This window comes from Mesorhizobium sp. 113-1-2 (genome assembly GCF_016756475.1).
In the GTDB taxonomy this organism is placed as follows: Bacteria; Pseudomonadota; Alphaproteobacteria; order Rhizobiales; family Rhizobiaceae; genus Mesorhizobium; species Mesorhizobium loti_C.
Genome location: NZ_AP023242.1, coordinates 26,466 through 46,144, shown reverse-complemented (window position 1 = coordinate 46,144; position 19,679 = coordinate 26,466). Strand labels below are relative to the sequence as shown.

The 19,679-nt window shown below is 63.7% G+C and carries 19 protein-coding genes; 18 read left to right on the top strand and 1 reads right to left on the bottom strand.

The genetic code is table 11. From position 1 onward, the window contains the following. Window positions 1-73 precede the first annotated feature (73 nt). Entirely contained in the window at window positions 74-1,351 is a 1,278-nt protein-coding gene (locus JN279_RS00220; protein WP_096453286.1) for a 4-aminobutyrate--2-oxoglutarate transaminase, read from the top strand. 120 nt (window positions 1,352-1,471) lie between these two features. Here JN279_RS00220 and JN279_RS00215 read toward each other — a convergent pair whose 3' ends face one another. Next, window positions 1,472-2,725, bottom strand: a complete 1,254-nt coding sequence (locus JN279_RS00215; RefSeq protein WP_202351708.1) for an NAD(P)/FAD-dependent oxidoreductase — start codon at window positions 2,723-2,725, stop codon at window positions 1,472-1,474. A gap of 432 nt (window positions 2,726-3,157) precedes the next feature. Here JN279_RS00215 and JN279_RS00210 point away from each other — a divergent pair, with 432 nt between their 5' ends. From JN279_RS00210 to metK, 17 genes are all read left to right on the top strand, one after another. Next, on the top strand, window positions 3,158-4,447 hold the full coding sequence (locus JN279_RS00210) for an imelysin family protein (RefSeq protein ID WP_202351707.1): 1,290 nt from the start codon (window positions 3,158-3,160) through the stop codon (window positions 4,445-4,447). Between the two features lie 106 nt (window positions 4,448-4,553). Then, a complete protein-coding gene (locus tag JN279_RS00205) occupies window positions 4,554-4,865 on the top strand; it encodes a (2Fe-2S)-binding protein (protein WP_095198398.1) in 312 nt (103 codons plus the stop codon). After that, window positions 4,831-5,316: a bacterioferritin gene (gene bfr, locus JN279_RS00200; protein WP_096453290.1), complete on the top strand. Its 486-nt coding sequence runs from the start codon at window positions 4,831-4,833 to the stop codon at window positions 5,314-5,316. The genes JN279_RS00205 and bfr overlap by 35 nt, the downstream gene beginning before the upstream one ends. A 12-nt stretch (window positions 5,317-5,328) precedes the next feature. After that, the gene (locus JN279_RS00195; protein WP_202351706.1) at window positions 5,329-6,924 is read left to right on the top strand and encodes a di-heme oxidoreductase family protein; all 1,596 of its coding nucleotides are present in this window, start codon (window positions 5,329-5,331) and stop codon (window positions 6,922-6,924) included. Continuing rightward, complete coding sequence (locus JN279_RS00190; RefSeq protein WP_202351705.1) at window positions 6,924-8,003, top strand: imelysin family protein; 1,080 nt, start codon at window positions 6,924-6,926, stop codon at window positions 8,001-8,003. Before JN279_RS00195 ends, JN279_RS00190 begins: the two co-directional genes overlap by 1 nt. A gap of 2 nt (window positions 8,004-8,005) precedes the next feature. Then, window positions 8,006-9,109 (top strand): DUF1513 domain-containing protein, encoded by a 1,104-nt coding sequence (locus JN279_RS00185; protein ID WP_202351704.1) that lies wholly within the window; start codon window positions 8,006-8,008, stop codon window positions 9,107-9,109. A gap of 97 nt (window positions 9,110-9,206) precedes the next feature. Further along, entirely contained in the window at window positions 9,207-9,884 is a 678-nt protein-coding gene (tsaB, locus tag JN279_RS00180; protein ID WP_202351703.1) for a tRNA (adenosine(37)-N6)-threonylcarbamoyltransferase complex dimerization subunit type 1 TsaB, read from the top strand. 61 nt (window positions 9,885-9,945) lie between these two features. Beyond that, complete coding sequence (gene rimI / locus JN279_RS00175) at window positions 9,946-10,440, top strand: ribosomal protein S18-alanine N-acetyltransferase (protein ID WP_096453298.1); 495 nt, start codon at window positions 9,946-9,948, stop codon at window positions 10,438-10,440. A gap of 27 nt (window positions 10,441-10,467) precedes the next feature. After that, window positions 10,468-11,268, top strand: a complete 801-nt coding sequence (locus JN279_RS00170) for a lysophospholipid acyltransferase family protein (RefSeq protein WP_202351702.1) — start codon at window positions 10,468-10,470, stop codon at window positions 11,266-11,268. 75 nt (window positions 11,269-11,343) lie between these two features. Further along, window positions 11,344-12,753 (top strand): tRNA (N6-isopentenyl adenosine(37)-C2)-methylthiotransferase MiaB, encoded by a 1,410-nt coding sequence (gene miaB / locus JN279_RS00165; protein ID WP_202351701.1) that lies wholly within the window; start codon window positions 11,344-11,346, stop codon window positions 12,751-12,753. A 136-nt stretch (window positions 12,754-12,889) separates the two neighbouring features. Beyond that, a complete protein-coding gene (locus JN279_RS00160; RefSeq protein WP_019863063.1) occupies window positions 12,890-13,882 on the top strand; it encodes a PhoH family protein in 993 nt (330 codons plus the stop codon). A gap of 19 nt (window positions 13,883-13,901) precedes the next feature. Beyond that, entirely contained in the window at window positions 13,902-14,402 is a 501-nt protein-coding gene (gene ybeY, locus JN279_RS00155; RefSeq protein WP_202351700.1) for an rRNA maturation RNase YbeY, read from the top strand. A 27-nt stretch (window positions 14,403-14,429) separates the two neighbouring features. Continuing rightward, the gene (locus tag JN279_RS00150) at window positions 14,430-15,506 is read left to right on the top strand and encodes a hemolysin family protein (protein ID WP_202351699.1); all 1,077 of its coding nucleotides are present in this window, start codon (window positions 14,430-14,432) and stop codon (window positions 15,504-15,506) included. Between the two features lie 15 nt (window positions 15,507-15,521). Next, the gene (locus tag JN279_RS00145; RefSeq protein ID WP_202351698.1) at window positions 15,522-15,992 is read left to right on the top strand and encodes a VOC family protein; all 471 of its coding nucleotides are present in this window, start codon (window positions 15,522-15,524) and stop codon (window positions 15,990-15,992) included. Window positions 15,993-16,089: 97 nt separating this feature from the next. Next, window positions 16,090-17,682 carry an apolipoprotein N-acyltransferase gene (gene lnt / locus JN279_RS00140; protein ID WP_202351697.1) on the top strand — a complete coding sequence of 531 codons (1,593 nt, stop codon included), beginning with the start codon at window positions 16,090-16,092 and terminating at the stop codon, window positions 17,680-17,682. 138 nt (window positions 17,683-17,820) lie between these two features. Further along, window positions 17,821-18,240 (top strand): helix-turn-helix domain-containing protein, encoded by a 420-nt coding sequence (locus JN279_RS00135; protein WP_027032979.1) that lies wholly within the window; start codon window positions 17,821-17,823, stop codon window positions 18,238-18,240. A gap of 168 nt (window positions 18,241-18,408) precedes the next feature. Continuing rightward, complete coding sequence (gene metK, locus JN279_RS00130; protein ID WP_095198385.1) at window positions 18,409-19,674, top strand: methionine adenosyltransferase; 1,266 nt, start codon at window positions 18,409-18,411, stop codon at window positions 19,672-19,674. Window positions 19,675-19,679: the final 5 nt, after the last annotated feature.

Here is a 19,679-nt window from a genome sequence, read left to right as displayed (position 1 = left end):
TTGAGGAAAACGTGAAATAAGGTCAGAAGACATCTGATCAACGAGAACGGGCGCCGGCCCGATGAGGGATATCATGAAGAATTCAGCCATTTCCGAACGCAAGAACCAGTCGATCTCGCGCGGCGTCGGCATGACCACGCAAATCTATGCCGACCGGGCCGAAAATTCGGAAATCTGGGATGTCGAAGGCCGTCGCTACATCGACTTTTCCTCGGGCATCGCCGTCGTCAACACCGGCCACCGCCATCCCAGGGTCATCGAGGCGGTCAAGGCGCAGCTCGACCGTTTCACCCACACCTGCCACCAGGTCGTGCCCTATGAGAGCTATGTCAGGCTGGCCGAACGCCTGAACGCCATGCTGCCCGGCAAGTTCGACAAGAAGACGATCTTCGTCACCACCGGCGCCGAGGCGGTCGAGAACGCCATCAAGATCGCCCGCAACGCCACCGGCCGCCAAGCCGTCATTGCCTTCGCCGGCGGCTTCCATGGCCGCACCTTCATGGGCATGGCGCTGACCGGCAAGGTCGTGCCCTACAAGGTCGGCTTCGGCGCCATGCCGGGCGACGTCTACCACGCACCGTTCCCGGTGCCGCTGCACGGCGTTTCAGTCGCCGATTCGCTGGCCGCGCTCGACCGGCTGTTCAAGGCCGATGTCGATCCGGCCCGCGTCGCCGCCATCATCGTCGAGCCGGTTCAGGGCGAGGGCGGCTTCTACGAGGCGCCGCGCGAATTCCTGACCGCGCTGCGCAAGCTCTGCGACCAGCACGGCATGCTGCTCATCGCCGACGAAGTGCAGACCGGCTTTGCCCGCACCGGCAAGATGTTCGCGATGGACCATCATGAGGTCGCGGCCGACATCACCACCATGGCCAAGAGCCTGGCCGGCGGCTTCCCGCTGTCGGCCGTGACTGGCCGCGCCGAGATCATGGATGCGCCCGGCCCAGGCGGCCTCGGCGGCACCTATGGCGGCAGCCCGATCGGCGTTGCCGCGGCACACGCCGTGCTTGACGTAATCGAGGACGAAAAACTGTGCGACCGCGCCAACACGCTGGGTGCGCGGCTGAAGCAGCGCCTGCAGTCGATCCGCGACGACGTGCCCGAGATCGTCGACATAAGGGGCCTTGGCTTCATGAACGCGGTCGAGTTCAACGACGTCAAGAAAGGCCTGCCCTCGGCCGAGATCGCCAACGCCGTCCGGCTGAAGGCGCTGGACAAGGGCCTGATCCTGCTGACTTGCGGCGTCTACGGCAACGTCATCCGCTTCCTGGCGCCGATCACCATCCAGGACGAGGTGATGAACGAGGCGCTCGACATTCTGGAAAGCTCGATCCGCGAAGTCTGCGCTGCCTGAACCTCTTTACCTCCCCCTCGTGGGGAGGTCGGACCGCAGGGTCCGGGTGGGGGGCTTGGCGCCGACCCCCACCCCGCTGCTTCGCAGCGACCCTCCCCACAAGGGGGAGGGTAAGGGTGTCTATCCCGCAGCCCTTGCAGGCTCCTCCTGCTGAAAAGCAGCCAGCGCCGCTTTCAAGCCTTCAGGACCCATGGCCACGGTTTCCGGTGTCGGCGAGAAGCCGGCGCCGAGCATCTTGCGGCCGAGCATGTGGTCGCCGGGGCGGTTGACGGATTCGATGCCGAGCAGCCGGTCGCCGGCATAATGGTAGATGGAAAACTTGTTGTCGGGCAGGTCGCCCAGCACGACATGGCTGTCGCCGCCGGCGGTCAGCCCGACCATCTGAAGCTTCATGTCGCCAATGTCGGACCAGAACCATGGCACTGCCGAATAGGCGTCCGCGTGACCGGTAATCGTGCGCGCCGCAAGGCGGGCCTGGTCGGTGGCGTTCTGCACCGATTCCAGCCGCACGTCGCCGCCGGTGAACCAGTGCCGGTAAGAGGCGGCATCGCCGATCGCCAGGATTTCCGGCACCGAGCTGCGCATATGGTGGTCGACGCGGATGCCATTGGCGATGGTGAGGCCGGCGTCCTGGGCCAGTTCGACATTGGGCACGGCGCCGATGCCGACAATGACCATGCGCGCCGGCAGCCTTTCGCCCGACGAGGTGATCGCGGCGACGACATGGCCGTTTTCGCCTTCAAGCCTTGAAATCGAGGTTCCGGTGAGGATGCGCACGCCTGTCGCTTCCAGCCTTTGCCGGACATGGCTCGCCACCACGGGTGCCACGGCGCGGCCGAGCAGCCTGTCGACCGCTTCCACCACTGTTACCGTGCGGCCGGCCGCCCGCAGCGTCGCGGCGATCTCCAGTCCGATAAAGCCGCCGCCGAGGATGACGACATCTTCGCTCTGCGCGCTCAAGTCACGGATCAACCGTGCATCGGCCAGCGAACGCAACGACAAAACGCCGGACAGATCCGAGCCAGGCAGCGGCAAGGTGCGCGGGCGCGATCCGGTCGCCAGGATCAGATGGTCGAAGGCAAGCGCGCCGCCGCCTGATATCTCCAGGCAGTGTCCGCCGGCATCGATGCGGTCGATCCGCATGCCCGGCCGGTAGTCGATGGTGTTGCCGGTATAAAAGGCCTCGCCACGCAAGGGTTGCGGCTTGGCCTCGGCGTCCTTGATGAAGGTCTTCGACAGCGGCGGCTTGTGATAGGGCAGCTCGTTCTCGTCGCCGATAAGGATCACCGGTCCGTCATAGCCGTCCTCGCGCAGACTGGCGGCCGCTTGCACGCCCGCATGACCCGCACCGACAATGACCACGCCGTTCTTCATCGCATTCCAATCCTGATTCGATCCTAGGATGTCTCGCCAGCTGGCAATTGTCTGGCGCCGCCGCAAGACGGCGTTTGCGGGTCGCACCCGGAATGGTGGCTGTCAATCGTACAGTTCCGCAGCGAGACCGCTGCAGGATTGTGTAAAGTTGAGCTTTGTAGTTTAGAATAATTCTAAACTATTGTTTCGATTGGCTTTTCCTGTCGATTTTCATTGACTTCCACCGACGTCGAAGCTTTATGGAAGCCTGCGCGTTGGCGCATCCCTTTGATGTTTGGGCCTTGAACCCGTTCGATTGGAGGCATTTTGGTGTCTTTCTTCCGCGAACCGCGCGATGACGCGGCAAGTTTTGCGCCTTTTGGCATCGAAATGGCCTGGCGTCGGCCGCCGCGCGCGGCGTTTATGGAATTTCCGAGAAACTGGAGAGCGATAATGACAGCACGATACGGCGGCAGGTTTGCGGCGATTGGTGCCACGGCGCTGCTGACGGCGGCGGTGTTTGTGTTGCCTGCCAAGGCGGAGACCGAGGCAAAGGCCGTTATCAAGACCTATGCCGACATCGGGCTCGCCAAATACGAGGATTCGCTGACCACGGCGCAGGCCCTCGACAAGGCGGTCGACGCGCTACTGGCCAACCCGTCGGCGGACACGCTCAACGCCGCCCGCGACGCCTGGAAGGCCGCGCGCGTGCCCTATCAGCAGACCGAAGTCTATCGCTTCGGCAACAAGGTCGTCGACGATTGGGAAGGAGAGGTGAATTCCTGGCCGCTGGATGAAGGCCTGATCGACTATGTCGCCAAGAGTTATGGCACGGAATCGGACGCGAATTCGCTCTATACGGCCAATGTGATCGCCAACAAGGAAATCGAGATCAACGGCAAGAAGGTCGATGCCTCGAAGCTTTCGCCGGAATTCCTCTCTGGCACCTTGCAGCAAGCCGGCGGCATCGAGGCCAATGTCGCCACCGGCTATCACGCCATCGAATTCCTCCTCTGGGGCCAGGACCTACACGGCACCGGCCCGGGCGCCGGCGAGCGCCCCCACACTGACTACGACCTCAAGAACTGCACCGGCGGCAATTGCGATCGCCGTGCCGAATATCTGAAGTCCGTCACCACCCTGCTGGTTTCGGACCTGCAGAAGATGGTCAACGACTGGAAGGAAGACGGCGCGGCGCGCAAGAACCTCGTCGATGGCGAGCCGAATACGGCGATCTCGGTCATCTTCACCGGCATGGGCTCGCTGTCCTATGGCGAACTGGCGGGCGAGCGCATGAAACTCGGCTTGCTGCTGCATGATCCGGAGGAGGAGCAGGACTGCTTCTCCGACAACACCTACAATTCGCATCTCTACGACGCCATCGGCATCCGCGCTGCCTATCATGCCAACTATGTCAGGCTCGATGGCACCGTCGTTTCAGGCCCCTCGGTGGCCGATATGGTCAAGGCGGCCGACCCGGCGATCGACAAGGAACTGTCTGACAAGCTCGACGTCACTGTCGCCAAGATGGAGGCGATCAAGGCCCGGGCCGAAGCCGGCGAGGCCTATGACCAGCAGATCGCTGAAGGCAACACGGCAGGCAACGCCACTGTGCAGGCGGCGATCGATGCGCTGATCGACCAGACCAAGTCGATCGAACGTGCCGTCGGCTCGCTGAAACTCAACGCCATCGCCTTCGAGGGATCCGACAGCCTCGACGCACCTGACAAGGTGTTCAAGTAAGACCTGGAACCTGATCTGGAGCCGGGCGACCGGCTTCGGAATGGGCTTCGGGACCAGAACAAGCCACACGGCGCGGGAGGCGCCGTCAGCCATCCGAGCACTGTAAATGCTGATCTGCCATTGCAACATCATCACGGAGAAGGAGATCGAGCAGACGATCATCGGGCTGCTGGACCAGGACCCTTGGCAACTCATCGTGCCGGCCAAGGTCTATCACTCGATGCAGAAGCGTGGCCGCTGTTGCGGCTGCTTCCCAAATGTGGTCGAAACGATCATTCGGGTCACCGAAAATTACCACGCCCGCTCGGAGGCGAGCGGCGTGGATATCGTTTCACATCTGGATCGCGTCAGAGGCCTGCGCGTCCAATACGGGAGCAGAACCCATGAAAGGCGAAATTCAGATCATCGAGCGGCTTAACGAGGCTCTTTTCCTGGAGCTTGGAGCCGTCAATCAATATTGGGTGCATTTCCGTCTGCTCGAGGATTGGGGGTACACCAAGCTGGCCAAGAAGGAGCGGGCTGAATCGATCGAGGAGATGCATCACGCCGACAAGCTCATCGCCCGCATCATCTTCCTTGAAGGCCATCCGAACCTGCAGTCCGTGGCGCCGCTGCGCATCGGCCAGAACGTCAAGGAAGTGCTCGAATCCGACCTTGCCGGAGAATATGACGCACGCACTGCCTACAAGCGTTCGCGCGAGATCTGCCACGAGATTGGTGATTACGTGACGATGAAGCTGTTCGAGGATCTGCTGGCTGACGAGGAAGGTCACATCGACTTCCTCGAGACGCAGCTCGACCTGCTCGCCTCGATCGGCGAGGAGAAGTACGGCCAGCTCAACGCCGACGCGGCCAACGAGGCGGAGTAAAGGCATGCGGGAATGCGGCGCCTGCTAGAATTCTTGCGCCGCTCGCGGCGGGCCGCCGGCTCGCCGCTTCTCCTGAAAAGACCAGCCGGACTGGCTCGTCGCACCGTTCTGGTGTTGGCGCTGACATCGTCGGCGATTGCCGGCGAGCTTCAGCCAGCCGGGCTCGCCACCACGCGTAGTGACCTCGATCCAAAAGATCAGGCGCGTGTCATCGCCGTCACCAGGCCGACCACGGATTTCTCCAAACCCGAGCCGTTCGAGCTGATGCAAGGCGGCGCCGGCACGTCTGAGAAAGACGTCAGCCGCGACGCCTTCTCGCAATCCTCGGCCACCCTCACCTTCGAGGAAGAGGGCACTTTCAAGCTGGGCAACGCTTTGTTTCGCAAGAACTGGGTGTCGTCGCCATCCTCGACACAAGCGTCCGACGGGCTTGGTCCGCTGTTCAATGAACGCGCTTGCCAGAACTGCCACCTGAAGGACGGCCGCGGTCGTCCGCCACAAGGCGATACCGGCACCACCTCGATGTTCCTGCGGCTGGCGCGCGACGCCAGCAGCGCCGACGAAAAAGCAGCCATTGCCAGCCACCAGATGCTGAATTTTCCCGATCCGGTCTATGGCACGCAGTTGCAGGAACTGGCGGTGCCCGGCCTGCCCGGCGAAGGCCGCATGCATGTCGACTATCAGGAACGTAAGGTGGAGCTGACGGATGGCGACGTGGTTTCGCTGCGCGAGCCCAGCTACTCCGTCACCGATCTCGGCTACGGGCCGCTCGATCCGCGCACCACCCTGTCGCCGCGCCTGACGCCGCCGATGATCGGCCTTGGCCTGATCGAGCAGATCGCGCCGGCCGATATTTTGGCTCATGCCGATCCGGACGATTTGGACGGTGACGGCATTTCCGGCAGGCCCAACACTGTGCGCGACGGTCAGACCGGTGAGCTGACACTTGGCCGTTTCGGCTGGAAGGCGCAGACCGCGTCGATCCGTCAGCAGGCGGCGGACGCCTTTGCCGGCGACATCGGCATCTCGACGCCGGAAGAGCCAAAACATTGGGGCGATTGCACCGCGGCGCAAGCAAAATGCCTCGCCATGCCGAATGGCGTGCAGGCGCGTCTTGGTCCGGTCGAGGCGCCGCCGCCGGTGATGGATCTCGTCACCTTCTATTCGCAGAATCTTGCCGTGCCGGCGCGCCGCGATCTCGCTGCACCTGATGTGCTCGCCGGCAAGAAGCTCTTCTACGAGATCGGCTGCGTTTCCTGCCACACGCCGAAATTCGTCACCCGTCGCGATGCGCCCAACAAGGCGCAAGCCTTCCAACTGATCTGGCCCTATTCCGACTTCCTGCTGCACGACATGGGTCCCGACCTGGCCGACGGCCAGGCGGTGGGCGATGCGACGGGCAGCGAATGGCGCACCCCGCCACTGTGGGGCATCGGCCTCACCGAGACCGTGAACGGCAATTCCTTCTTTCTGCACGATGGCCGCGCGCGCAACCTGACCGAGGCGATCCTGTGGCATGGTGGCGAGGCGCAGAAGGCGCGCGCCCGCTTTGCCGCTGCCAACGCGGCCGAGCGCGATGCGCTGGTCAAATTCCTGGAGTCACTGTGATGCTGAAGCGCTCTGCCCTGGTTCTCATTTTTCCGCTGGCTTTGCTCGGTGTTTTCCCGGCCTCGGCGGCGGTGAAAGCCTCCGACATCATCCAGCGGGCGATCGACGGCTTTGTCCGCCCGGCCTATGCCGATTTGCACCAGCATACCGAAATCCTGACGAAGGCGATGCACAAGCTCTGCGACGCGCCTTCGCAAGGGGAACTCGATGCGGCGCGAGCCGAGTTCTCGGCCACGGTCTATTCCTGGTCGTCGGCCGAAATCATCAGCTTTGGGCCGATCAAGGAGAACAACCGGCTGGAGCGCATCCTCTACTGGCCGGATCGCAAGAGCATTGGCCTCAAACAGGTGCAGGCGGCACTGGCGGACAAGGACCCGACCGCTACCGATCCGGCACAGCTCGCCGGCAAGAGCGTCGCCATGCAAGGGCTGGGTGCGCTGGAATTCGTGCTTTTCGGCGACGGCGCCGATGCGCTGGCGGGCAAGGACGATCCCTATCGATGCGCCTATGGTGCTGCGGTCGCGGGCAATATCGAAACCACGGCTGGTGACGTCAGCGCCGCCTGGAACAAGCCGGACGGTTTTGCCGCGCTCTGGGCCAATCCGGGGCCGCAGAACCCGCTCTACCGCGACGGCAACGAAGCGGTGACCGAGCTGGTCGGTGTCTTCATCAACGAGCTGGAGATGGTGAGGGATGTCCGGCTGAAAGGTTTCCTTGGCGGCAAGCCGGAGGCCGACAAGCCGAAACAGGCGATCTATTGGCGGTCGCAAAACACCGCCAATGCGCTGGCCGGAAATCTCGCCGGCATCGACGCGCTGTTCCAGGCCTCGAAGCTTGGCGATGCCCTGCCGCCCGATGCGCGCTGGATGGCGGAGTCGATCCATATCCAATTGGTCAACGGCGTCGCCACCGGCAAATCCATTCAGGGTCCGATCGACAAGGCGCTGACGGACGCGGCGCGGCGCGAAAAACTTGAGCATTTCGCGTTGATCACCTCCAGCCTTTCGACCCTGATCGGCACCAGGCTGACCGCCGAATTCGGCCTGACCGCTGGGTTCTCCTCGCTGGATGGGGACTGAGCATGCGCACGCCGCTCGTTGATCGTCGTGACTTTCTGAAAGCCGCAGGCATCGGCTTTGCCGCCGCAATGGCGCCACCTGCGTGGGCGGCGACGCTCGCGGCAGACGCCGTCTTCGCCACCGCTTTCGTCAAACGTGACGGCAGTTTTGGCGCGGCCGTCCTGTCCGAGGCCGGCAAGGTGCTGCATGCGATCGACCTGCCCGATCGCGGCCATGACGTCACCTTCGATCCCCTGTCGAAGCGTTCGGTGGTCTTCGCCCGCCAGCCCGGTACCTTCGCCGTGGTGTTCGACCACACCGGGCGCGATGCCCCGCAGACCATCGCCAGCATCACTGGCCGACATTTCTTCGGTCACGGCGTGTTCTCACCCGACGGCGCGCTGCTCTATGCCACCGAGAATGATTTCGACAACGCGGCCGGCGTCGTCGGCGTCTATGATGCGCGGGCGAAATTCAGCCGTATCGGCGAATTCCCGACCTATGGCATGGGCCCGCACGAGCTTCTGCTCATGGGTGACGGCCGGACGATCGCGGTCGCCAATGGCGGCATCGAGACCCATCCCGATTACGGCCGCGCCGAGCTCAACATCGCCACCATGAAGCCGTCCTATGTGCTCATCGACCGCGTCACCGGCGACCTCATCGAAAAGCATGAACTGCCGGCTTCCCTGCACCAGCTGTCGATCCGCCATATGGACACCGACCAGGCCGGCACGGTCTGGTTTGGCTGCCAGTACCGGGGGCCGGGCAGCGATCGTCCACTGCTGGTCGGCCGCGCCGCGCGCGGCAAGGAGTTGCAGCTTCTCGACATGCCGCCGGACGTGTTGTCCGGCTTCCGCAACTATATCGGCTCGGTCGCCGCCAATGCGACAGCCGGCACCGTCGCCGTCTCGTCGCCGGAAGGCAATTCGCTTGTCGTGATCGATGCCGCCAGCGGCCGGGTCGTCTCGACCAGCGCGCTGGTCGAGGTCTGCGGCCTGGCGCCGGTTGGATCGGGCTTCATGGCCACCACCGGCGCCGGCGAGATCATCGAGGGCAGCGGCGCGACCCGGGTAGAGCCGGACTATGTCTGGGACAACCACATGCTGCGCATCGAACGAGTCTGACAGCGCGCCGGCGGAACCGAAGCCGCTTAACAAATTATGCTTGCGGTGGCGCGCCTTGGCGGGCACAGGGAAGTTGTTTTTCGGAACCGGTCGTTTCATGAAAGTGCTCGCCATCGACTGTGCCGCCAGCCTCTGCGCCGCCTGCGTCTACGACGCGGCGGCCGGGCGGGAGCTTGGCCGCACGGTGCTCGATCTCGGCAAGGGCCATGCCGAGCACCTGATGGCCGTCATCGCCGAGGCGTTGAAGGCGGCCGAAACCGACTATGCCGGCCTTGGCGCCATTGCCGTTTCTGTCGGTCCCGGTTCGTTCACCGGCCTGCGTGTCGGGGTCTCTACGGCACGTGGCCTCGCGCTGGCGTTGAAAATTCCGTCGATCGGTGTGACAACGCTCGAAGCGCTGGCCGCCGAGGCCGCAGCGGCATTTCCCGGCCGTGCCGTGCTGGCGGCGCTCGATGCCGGCCGCGAGGAGATCCATGCCGCGCTGTACGACAGAACGTTAGTTTTGACTTACGGTCCGGCGGTGACCACATTGCCGGAAGCCACTGCCTTGGCGATCGAGAACTCTGCGGTGCTCGCCGGTACCGCGGTGGCACAGATAGCGGCCTTGGCCGGGCGTGGTTTCGATATCGGGCCTCAGACGGCCACCGCTGATATTCTCACCTACGCCCGTCTGGCTGCGGCAAAGGGGCAAGGCGAAAGGCCGAAACCGCTTTATCTGCGCGGTGCCGACGCCAAGCCGCAGGCCGGATTCATTTTATCAAGGCTCAGACCATGATCCCGAAAAGTGGAAGCCGGTTTTCGGAAAAGATCATGGTCAAAAAAGAAAACGAAAATTAATGCGCATACCTTTTCTCCAGCCGCGCCGCCGGGACTATGCTCTCGAGCCGCTCAGGATCACCGACAGCCCCGCGGTGTCGTTGCTGCACCGCGAGGACTTTGTCCGCCCGTGGACCGATGGCGAGTTCGCCGCTCTGCTCGAACAGGACACCGTGTTCGGTTATGCCGCGCGCGAGACCGGGCAGGGCGCCAAGCCGCCGGTCGGCTTCGTGCTGGCGAGGCTGGCGGCAGGCGAGGGCGAGATCCTGACCGTCGCGGTGGCGCGCTCGCATCGCCGGCAGGGACTGGGTTGGCAGCTGATGGACGCGGTGCTGCGTGAACTGCACGCGCAGCGCGCCGAAGCGCTGTTCCTCGAGGTCGACGAGACCAACGTCGCCGCGATCGCCCTCTACCGTCGGCTGGGCTTCCGCGAGGTCGGCAAGCGCCCGGATTACTACAAGTCGCCCGATCGCGGGCCGACCGGCGCGCTTGTCATGCGCCGCGATCTTCGCTAGCCAGAGATCGGGTAGGCGCAGGACAGTATGATCGGAAAAATCAGGATTTTCCTGGCCCTGGGCCTTGTCGTCGCCGGTTCGCTGGTCCTGGTGCCATTGCAGATCCTGTCGATGAAGACCGGCTGGTGGCCGGAAACCGTCATTCTCAAGATCTGGCACAGGCTGATCCTCAGGGCGCTCGGCATGCGCGTCCATGTCAAGGGGACGCTGTCCGACAAAAGGCCTTTGCTGGTTGCCGCAAACCACATCTCCTGGACCGACATCATGGTGCTGGGCTCTTTTGCCGATGTGAAATTCATCGCCAGGGCCGATATGGAAGGCTGGCCGCTGATCGGCATGCTGTCGAAACTGCAGCGCACCGTCTTCATCGAGCGCGAACGCAAGCGTTCCTCGGGCGACCAGGCCAGCGAGATCGCCAGCCGCATGGCCAAGGGCGACGCCATGGTGCTGTTCGCCGAGGGCTCGACCGGTGACGGCAATGCCGTCCTGCCGTTCAAGAGCACGCTGTTCGGCGCCGCCTCGATGGCGATTTCGGAGGGGGCGGCCGAACAGGTGTTCATCCAACCGGTGGCGATCGCCTATACGCGCCTGCACGGCGTGCCGCTCGGCCGCCGTCACCGGCCGATCTCGGCCTGGATCGGCGACGAGGATCTGATGCCGCATCTGAAAGTGCTGATGACGGAAGGCGCGCTCGACGTCGAGGTGCATTTCGGCGAACCGATCGCCTTTGCCAGGGGCTCGAACCGCAAGGAAACGGCCAGGTTGATGGAAGGCCAGGTGCGCGAGATGATGCGGGCGGCACTCGCCGATCCGCGCCCGAGCCGCTAGCCCAAGCCCCGCGCCTTCGGGTGTACGCCGAGAATCGTCTGTTTTTTGTCACGGAAAGGCGTTAGAAGCCGCCGGATGGACTTGAACACGATCGAAAACGACAACATCGCTACCTCGGCCGGAGAGCCGGCGGTGCGTGCCACGGCAGCGAAGAAGGTCTTCATCAAGACCTATGGCTGCCAGATGAACGTCTATGATTCACAGCGCATGGGCGATGCGCTGGCCGCCGACGGCTATACCGCGACCGATGCCATCGACGAGGCGGACCTGGTGCTGCTCAACACCTGCCACATCAGGGAGAAGGCGGCGGAAAAGGTCTATTCCGAGCTCGGCCGTATCCGCGACATGAAGGCGGAGCGCGCCAATGCCGGCCGCGAATTGCTGATCGGCGTCGCCGGCTGCGTGGCGCAGGCCGAGGGTGCGGAGATCATCAGGCGCTCGCCAGCCGTCGATCTGGTCATCGGGCCGCAGACCTATCACCGTCTGCCCGACGTGCTGGCACGGGTTCGCGGCGGCGAGAAGATCGTCGAGACCGACTACGCCATCGAAGACAAATTCGACCATCTGCCGCAGCCCAAGCGCGCCGAGGTGATCAAGCGCGGCGTCACCGCCTTCCTCACCGTGCAGGAAGGCTGCGACAAGTTCTGCACCTTCTGCGTCGTGCCCTATACCAGGGGCTCCGAAGTGTCGCGGCCGGTGGCGCAGATCGTCGCGGAGGCCGAGCGCCTGGCTGAAGCCGGCGTGCGCGAGGTGACGCTGCTTGGCCAGAACGTCAATGCCTGGCATGGCCAGGGCGAGAACGGCGAGGAATGGGGTCTTGGCCGCCTGCTGTTCCGGCTGGCCGAAATCCCCGGACTGGCGCGGCTGCGCTACACCACCAGCCATCCGCGCGACATGGACGACGAACTGATCGCTGCCCACCGCGACCTGCCGTCGCTGATGCCCTATCTGCATCTGCCGGTGCAATCGGGGTCCGACCGCATTCTCAAGACGATGAACCGCAGGCATACGGCCAGGGATTATCTGGCGCTGCTCGATCGCATCCGCACCGCCCGGCCCGATATCGCACTGTCCGGCGATTTCATCGTCGGCTTCCCCGGCGAGACGGAGGCCGATTTCGAGGCGACCATGGAACTGGTGCGCCAGGTGAACTACGCCTCGGCCTTTTCGTTCAAATATTCGCCGCGCCCCGGCACGCCGGGCGCCGAAATGGCCGATCACGTGCCCGAAACGGTCAAGGACGAGCGCTTGCAGCGCCTGCAGGCGCTGCTCTTGAAGCAGCAGCAGGACTTCGGTTCGAGCCTGGTCGGCCGCACCATCGACACGCTGATCGAGAAGCCCGGCCGGCAGGCCGGCCAGAAGGTCGGCCGCTCACCTTGGCTGCAGCCGGTTATTGTTGATGAAAAGGCCGGCGAAATCGGTGACATTATCCAGGTGCGAATCACGAAGACGGGCTACAATAGCCTGTTCGCCGAGTTGGCCTGATGCATGTCGCTCAAAAGTGGTCCCGGTTTTGGGACAACGACATGCATAGCAACAGATCTCGGCAGATGAGGAGAGACGGTTGAGCGCAGCAGAGCTGAAGAACCTGCCCCCGGTACCGGCATCTGGGGCTTCTGACATGGCGCACATCGTTCTGACTTTCGACAACAACAAGCTTGCCAGCGCCCTTTACGGTCAGTTCGACGAGAACCTCGCCCGGCTCGAGCAGAAGCTCGGCGTCGACATCCGCTCGCGCGGCAACCAGCTGACCATCAAGGGGTCGGCTTCTGCCGCAGAACAGGCGCGCCGCGCCTTGGACAATCTCTACGGGATTTTGCAGAAAGGCGTCGATATCGGCCAGTCCGACGTCGATGGCGCCGTGCGCATGGCGGTCGCCGCCGACGATCAGCTGACCCTGCCGACGCTGGAGCGCAAGGGCAAGGTCTCCGCCGCCCAGATCGCCACCCGCAAGAAGACGATCTATGCCCGTTCGCTGAACCAGGACGCCTATATGCGGGCGCTGGAGCGGTCGGAACTGGTGTTCGGCATCGGTCCGGCCGGCACCGGCAAGACCTATCTGGCGGTGGCGCACGCGGCGATGCTGCTTGAGCGCGGCATGGTCGAGCGCATCATCCTGTCTCGACCGGCCGTCGAGGCCGGTGAGCGGCTGGGCTTCCTGCCCGGCGACATGAAGGAAAAGGTCGATCCCTATCTGCGGCCGCTCTATGACGCGCTCTACGACATGATGCCGGCCGACAAGGTCGAGCGCGCCATTGCCGCCGAAGTGATCGAAATCGCGCCGCTCGCCTTCATGCGCGGCCGCACGCTGGCGCATGCCGCGGTCATCCTCGACGAGGCGCAGAACACCACGCCGATGCAGATGAAGATGTTCCTGACCCGTCTTGGCGAGAATTCTCGCATGATCGTCACGGGCGATCCGACGCAGATCGATCTTCCGCCGAGCACCAAATCGGGCCTGGTCGAAGCCTTGCGTGTCCTCGACGGTGTGGCCGGCGCGGTCACCGTGCGTTTCAACGATGTCGACGTCGTTCGCCATCCTCTGGTGGCCGAGATCGTCAGGGCCTATGACCGTGACGCCAAGCTGGCGCGCGGCCTCGGCGCCGAGAATTGATTTTTGACGATGCGGCTTCATGCCTGAAGACAAAATATCCGGCGACGGGAGGCCTCCCGTCGACATAGATATATCGGTCGAAGCGGGCGACTGGCCCGATGAGGCAAGCCTGACGCGGCTGGTCGATCGCGCGGTTGACGCGGCTTTCGCCGAGACCGGCGTGACGGGCCGTTCCGAACTCAGCATCGTTTTTTCCGACGACGCCCATATCCGGACACTCAATGCCGACTGGCGCGGCAAGGACAAACCCACCAACGTCTTGTCTTTCCCGGCTTTTCCGTTTGTGGAAGGCGGCCCACTGCCGCCCATGCTGGGCGATATCGTGCTCGCCGCCGAGACGGTTTCACGCGAAGCGGCACTGGAAGACAAGCCGGTGCAGAACCATATCACCCATCTCGTCATCCACGGCCTGCTGCATTTGCTGGGCTATGATCACGAGACCGATGCCGAGGCCGAGGAGATGGAGGCCATCGAACGCGCAGCGCTCGCAAGGCTTGCCATTCCCGATCCCTACGCGTAACTACATCTGACAATTGACCGGACGACGATGAACGACAAACCAGAGACTGCCGCCCGCCCCGACGCCGGCAGTGCGCCCAAGGCTTCCGATACGTCGGAAGAGGGATCAAGTCCGAGTACCGTAACCGGCAGCGCTGCCAGCGAGCCTTCGCCTGCCGGACCTTCCCTGTTCGACCGTGTCTTGGGCTTGTTTCGGCAACGCAACGGCACCAGCCTGCGTGAGGAAATCGCCGGCGCGCTGGCCGAGACCGCCAGCGACGCCGAATCCTTCTCGCCTGGCGAGCGCGCCATGCTCAACAACATATTGCGCCTGCGCGAGGTGCGCGTCGAGGACGTCATGGTGCCGCGCGCCGACATCGAGGCGGTCGAGATCACCACGACGCTCGGCGATCTCCTGGGCACCTTCGAACAATCCGGCCATTCCCGCATGCCGGTCTATTCCGAAACGCTCGATGACCCGCGCGGCATGGTCCATATCCGCGACGTGCTGGCCCACATCACCAAGCTCGCGCGCGTCAAGAAGGGCCGCACAACCCGGAAAACACCTGTCGCCACGCAGCTCGATCTCGCCCAGGTCGACCTTGCGCGCACCATCGGCGAGCTCAATCTGATCCGCCAGGTTCTCTTTGTGCCGCCATCGATGCTTGCTTCCGACCTGATGGGCCGCATGCAGACGACGCGCACGCAGATGGCGCTGGTCATCGATGAGTATGGCGGCACGGACGGGCTCGTCTCGCTCGAGGACATTGTCGAGATGGTCGTCGGCGACATCGAGGACGAGCATGACGACGACGAGCCGATGATCACCCAGGCCGGCGACGGCGCCTTCATCGTCGACGGCAAGGCCGAGATCGACGAGGTCGCCAAGATGATCGGCGAGGACTTCGCCGCCGGCGAACATGGCGAATATGTCGACACCATCGGCGGCATGATCTTCAACACGCTCGGCCGCGTGCCGGCGCGGGGCGAGGTGGTGCAGGCCATTCCGGGCTTCGAGTTCCATGTGCTCGATGCCGATCCGCGCCGCGTCAAGCGTGTGCGCATCGTGCAGAGCCAGAAGGGCGAGCGCCGCCGGCGCGCCACGGCCCGTACCGAACAGGCCTGAGATCTCCGCTCGCCGATGACGATCGACGACCCGTTCAAGCATGCGAGCCTTGGGTCCGGCGTCATCTACAGGGATCCTCGCGCGGCACTGGTGTGGCTCGAAGCGGCTTTCAGCTTCGAGCGCAGCATGGTGGTGAGCGACGCGGAGGGAAAGCTGATCCACGCCGAGATGCGGTTCGGCGACAGTTACATAGTCGTCGATTCCGAATGGGCTGATTATGTCGCGAGCCCGGCGTCGGTCTCGGGCAAGAACACGCAGTCCGTGTATGTCAGGCTGAGGGACGGCCTGGATGCGCATTGCGAGCAGGCGCGGGCGGCCGGCGCTGACATAATCCAGGAGCCCACGGACCAATTCTACGGCGAACGTCAGTATCGGGCGCGCGATCCCGAGGGTCATGTCTGGACCTTCACGCAGCCCATCCGTTCCGTTTCCCGCGAAGAGGCCGAGCAGTTGAGCGGTCTGCGCATCGAGGGTTGGCACCGGTAGAGCGCGACGGGTCATCGCCGCTGACAGCCCGGCGTTTGGAGCGCGGGCCGCGGCCTGATAAATCTTGCGTCGTGATTCGCGCGACTCGGAAGTATGCATGGAGCGCCTTGCCGGCCGGATAATTCTGCTTTGGGGCTGGCGACGTGCGCTCGTGGCCTTTCTTGCCGGGGCGCTGGCGGTGCTTGGCCAGGCTCCCTACGATTTCTTCGCCGCCTGCTTCATCTCGTTTCCGCTGCTGGTCTGGCTGCTCGACGGCGCGACCGGTGAAGCCTCCGGCAGCCTGTTCCGGCGCTTGCGGCCGGCCTTCGCCGTCGGCTGGTGGTTCGGTTTCGGCTATTTCCTCGCCGGGCTCTGGTGGATCGGCTCGGCGCTGCTGGTCGAGGCCGACGAGTTTGCCTGGGCGCTTCCCTTCGCCGTGGTCGGCATTCCGTTCGCGCTCGCCTTTTTCTATGGCTTCGCGACGATGGTCGCCCGGCTCCTGTGGAGCAGCGATATCGGCCGCATCGCCGCCCTTGCCTTCGGCTTCGGCCTGACGGAGTGGCTGCGCGGCTTCCTGTTCACCGGTTTTCCCTGGAATGCCATCGGCTACGCGGCAATGCCGGTGCCTCTTCTCATGCAAAGCGTGTCGGTGACAGGCATGATCGGCATGAACGCGCTCGCGGTGTTCCTCTTTTCTCTGCCGGCGCTGCTGGCGGCGCGCCGGCATCTGCGCCTGGGCGCCGCATTGTTTGTCTTGCTTGTCGTGGCCCATGTCGGCTTCGGCTATGTCAGGCTTGCCGCACCGGAAAAGCCGGCGGAGCGCAGCCTGGATGTCCGCATCGTTCAGCCGGCCGTCGACCTCAGTGAAAAATGGGACGCTTCGGTGCGCGATCGCATCTTCGCCACCTTGCTCGGCCTGTCCGCCAAGGCGCCAGACCCTGGTCACGGCAAGCCGCAACTCATTCTCTGGCCGGAAACCTCGGTGCCGTTCCTCTTCACCGAACGCCCCGACGCGCTGACGGCGCTGGGCGACATGCTGGCGGATGGCCAGATGCTGATCGCCGGCGTCGTTCGCGAGGAAGGTGGCTCGGCGGCCAGTGCCGACAGCCGCTATTACAATTCCGTGGTGGCGATCAACGACAAAGGTGAAATCGCCGACGCCGTCGACAAGGTCCATCTGGTGCCGTTCGGCGAATATCTGCCTTTCGCCGACCTGTTCAACCGTTTCGGCATCGCACAGCTTGTCGCCGGCCCGGTGACGTTCGCCGCCGGCAACGAGCGCCACGCCATCACGCTGCCGGGCGGCATCCTTGCCTTGCCATTTATCTGTTACGAGGTGATCTTTCCCGATCTTGTGGCAGTTGACGCTACGTCAGCGCAGCTTATTGTGAACGTTACCAATGATGCCTGGTTCGGGGACACACCGGGACCGTATCAGCATTTCAGGCAGGCCCAGATTCGCGCGGTGGAGAACGGATTGCCCTTGCTGCGTGCTGCCAATAACGGCATCTCGGCCGTCGTCGACCCACACGGACGCATCGTCGATGCGCTGGCGATCGATGCGCGCGGAGCCATCGATGTGAAGGTGCCGATTTCCGCACAGGCGGTCGTTTCCTCGGGCCAGCGGCGCATTAACGGAATGCTGATCATGTTGCTGTTTGCGCTTGTGGGGGCGCTGTCGAATGTAAGGCAACGGCTACGGGTGAATTGACAGTCGACACATTAGAAACTCATACTGTATCGCCTGAAATTTCTCGAAGCCGGTGGATCGTTCTGTTGGGGCAGTCGCCCCCGGCTTTTTTTGGGCGGGAAAAAAATCACAAAGCCGAAAAAATTCGGCGAGGAAAAAATGACAGAAGAAAACAAGAAGAAACCGAATCCGATCGACATCCACGTTGGAAGCCGCGTCCGGCTTCGCCGCAACATGCTCGGAATGAGCCAGGAAAAGCTGGGCGAAAATCTCGGCATCACATTTCAACAGATCCAGAAATATGAAAAAGGCACCAACCGCGTCGGCGCCAGCCGGCTGCAGGCGATAGCCTCCATACTCGGCGTGCCCGTCGCCTTCTTCTTCGAGGATGCGCCGGGCCAGGAAGCCGTGGCTGGCCGTGGCTTTTCCGAGGATGCATCGATGGCTTTCGCCGTCGAATTCTGCGGCAGTCCCGAAGGCCTTCAGCTCAACCGGGCCTTCGTCAAGATCGCCGACGTCAAGGTGCGCCGCAGGATCATCGACCTGGTGAAGTCGCTCGCTGCCGACGATCTCGACTGACCGACAAGGCGCTGCCAACCGGCGGCAGTCGCCGCCGGTGGCACAAGATATCGACATCGACAGTCGTGCCAGAATGGCGGCAACGCTTGACGAGCGGCGCTTTGCCCCGCTAACACGTGGCGCGCCAAAATCGGCAGCCTGCCGATCGTTTTTCAAGAGGGGACACCCGTGACGCGGCAGAACTACTTCTTTACCTCGGAATCCGTTGCCGAGGGCCACCCCGACAAAGTCTGTGACCGGATCTCCGACGAGATTGTCGATCTGGTCTACCGTGAAGCCAAGAAGACCGGCATGGACCCGTGGAAAGTCCGTGTCGCCTGCGAGACGCTGGCGACCACCAACCGTGTCGTCATCGCCGGCGAAGTGCGCGTCCCCGAGACGCTGCTGAAGAAGGACAAGGCCGGCAATATCCTCAAGGATGCCGCGGGCCACCCGGTCGTGAACCCGGCAAAATTCAAATCCGTCGCCCGCAAGGCGATCCGCGAGATCGGCTACGAGCAGGCCGGCTTCCACTGGAAGACGGCCAAGATCGAGGTGCTCCTGCACGGCCAGTCGCCCGACATCGGCCAGGGCGTCGACAACGCCGCCGACCGACAGGGCGAGGAAGGTGCAGGCGACCAGGGCATCATGTTCGGCTACGCCTGCCGCGAGACGCCGGATCTGATGCCGGCGCCGATCTACTACAGCCACAAGATCCTCGAACTTCTGGCCGCCGCCCGTCACGAAAACAACGGCGAGGCCGGCAAGCTCGGCCCGGACGCCAAGAGCCAGGTCACGGTCCGCTACATCGACGGCAAGGCCGCCGAGGCAACGCAGATCGTGCTGTCGACCCAGCATCTCGACGCGACTTGGGATTCCAAGAAGGTCCGCAAGGTCGTGGAACCCTACATCCGCGAGGCGCTTGGCGATCTCAAGATCGCCGACGATTGCATGTGGTACATCAACCCGACCGGTAAGTTCGTCATCGGCGGCCCGGACGGTGACGCCGGCCTCACCGGCCGCAAGATTATCGTCGACACCTATGGTGGCGCGGCACCGCATGGCGGCGGCGCCTTCTCCGGCAAGGACACCACCAAGGTCGACCGTTCAGCGGCTTACGCGGCGCGCTATCTGGCCAAGAATGTCGTGGCGGCGAAGCTTGCCGACCGCTGCACCATCCAGCTTTCCTACGCCATCGGCGTCGCACAGCCTCTGTCAGTCTATGTCGACCTGCACGGCACCGGCAAGGTCGACGAAGCGAAGCTCGAGGATGCGCTCCGCACGGTGATGGACTTGTCGCCGTCGGGCATTCGCCGTCATCTCGACCTCAACAAGCCGATCTACGCCAAGACGTCGTCTTACGGCCATTTCGGCCGCAAGGCAGGCCGTGACGGGTCTTTCTCCTGGGAAAAGACCGATCTCGCCAAGGCGCTCAAGGATGCTGTCGCGGCCTGAGCCGC

Bases quoted from the DNA above. Each gene is read 5' to 3' on its own strand.
- JN279_RS00220 (WP_096453286.1), top strand. From the start codon at position 74: ATGAAGAATTCAGCCATTTCCGAACGCAAGAACCAGTCGATCTCGCGC.
- JN279_RS00215 (WP_202351708.1), bottom strand. From the start codon at position 2,725: ATGAAGAACGGCGTGGTCATTGTCGGTGCGGGTCATGCGGGCGTGCAA.
- JN279_RS00210 (WP_202351707.1), top strand. From the start codon at position 3,158: ATGACAGCACGATACGGCGGCAGGTTTGCGGCGATTGGTGCCACGGCG.
- JN279_RS00205 (WP_095198398.1), top strand. From the start codon at position 4,554: ATGCTGATCTGCCATTGCAACATCATCACGGAGAAGGAGATCGAGCAG.
- bfr (WP_096453290.1), top strand. From the start codon at position 4,831: ATGAAAGGCGAAATTCAGATCATCGAGCGGCTTAACGAGGCTCTTTTC.
- JN279_RS00195 (WP_202351706.1), top strand. From the start codon at position 5,329: ATGCGGCGCCTGCTAGAATTCTTGCGCCGCTCGCGGCGGGCCGCCGGC.
- JN279_RS00190 (WP_202351705.1), top strand. From the start codon at position 6,924: ATGCTGAAGCGCTCTGCCCTGGTTCTCATTTTTCCGCTGGCTTTGCTC.
- JN279_RS00185 (WP_202351704.1), top strand. From the start codon at position 8,006: ATGCGCACGCCGCTCGTTGATCGTCGTGACTTTCTGAAAGCCGCAGGC.
- tsaB (WP_202351703.1), top strand. From the start codon at position 9,207: ATGAAAGTGCTCGCCATCGACTGTGCCGCCAGCCTCTGCGCCGCCTGC.
- rimI (WP_096453298.1), top strand. From the start codon at position 9,946: ATGCGCATACCTTTTCTCCAGCCGCGCCGCCGGGACTATGCTCTCGAG.
- JN279_RS00170 (WP_202351702.1), top strand. From the start codon at position 10,468: ATGATCGGAAAAATCAGGATTTTCCTGGCCCTGGGCCTTGTCGTCGCC.
- miaB (WP_202351701.1), top strand. From the start codon at position 11,344: ATGGACTTGAACACGATCGAAAACGACAACATCGCTACCTCGGCCGGA.
- JN279_RS00160 (WP_019863063.1), top strand. From the start codon at position 12,890: ATGGCGCACATCGTTCTGACTTTCGACAACAACAAGCTTGCCAGCGCC.
- ybeY (WP_202351700.1), top strand. From the start codon at position 13,902: ATGCCTGAAGACAAAATATCCGGCGACGGGAGGCCTCCCGTCGACATA.
- JN279_RS00150 (WP_202351699.1), top strand. From the start codon at position 14,430: ATGAACGACAAACCAGAGACTGCCGCCCGCCCCGACGCCGGCAGTGCG.
- JN279_RS00145 (WP_202351698.1), top strand. From the start codon at position 15,522: ATGACGATCGACGACCCGTTCAAGCATGCGAGCCTTGGGTCCGGCGTC.
- lnt (WP_202351697.1), top strand. From the start codon at position 16,090: ATGGAGCGCCTTGCCGGCCGGATAATTCTGCTTTGGGGCTGGCGACGT.
- JN279_RS00135 (WP_027032979.1), top strand. From the start codon at position 17,821: ATGACAGAAGAAAACAAGAAGAAACCGAATCCGATCGACATCCACGTT.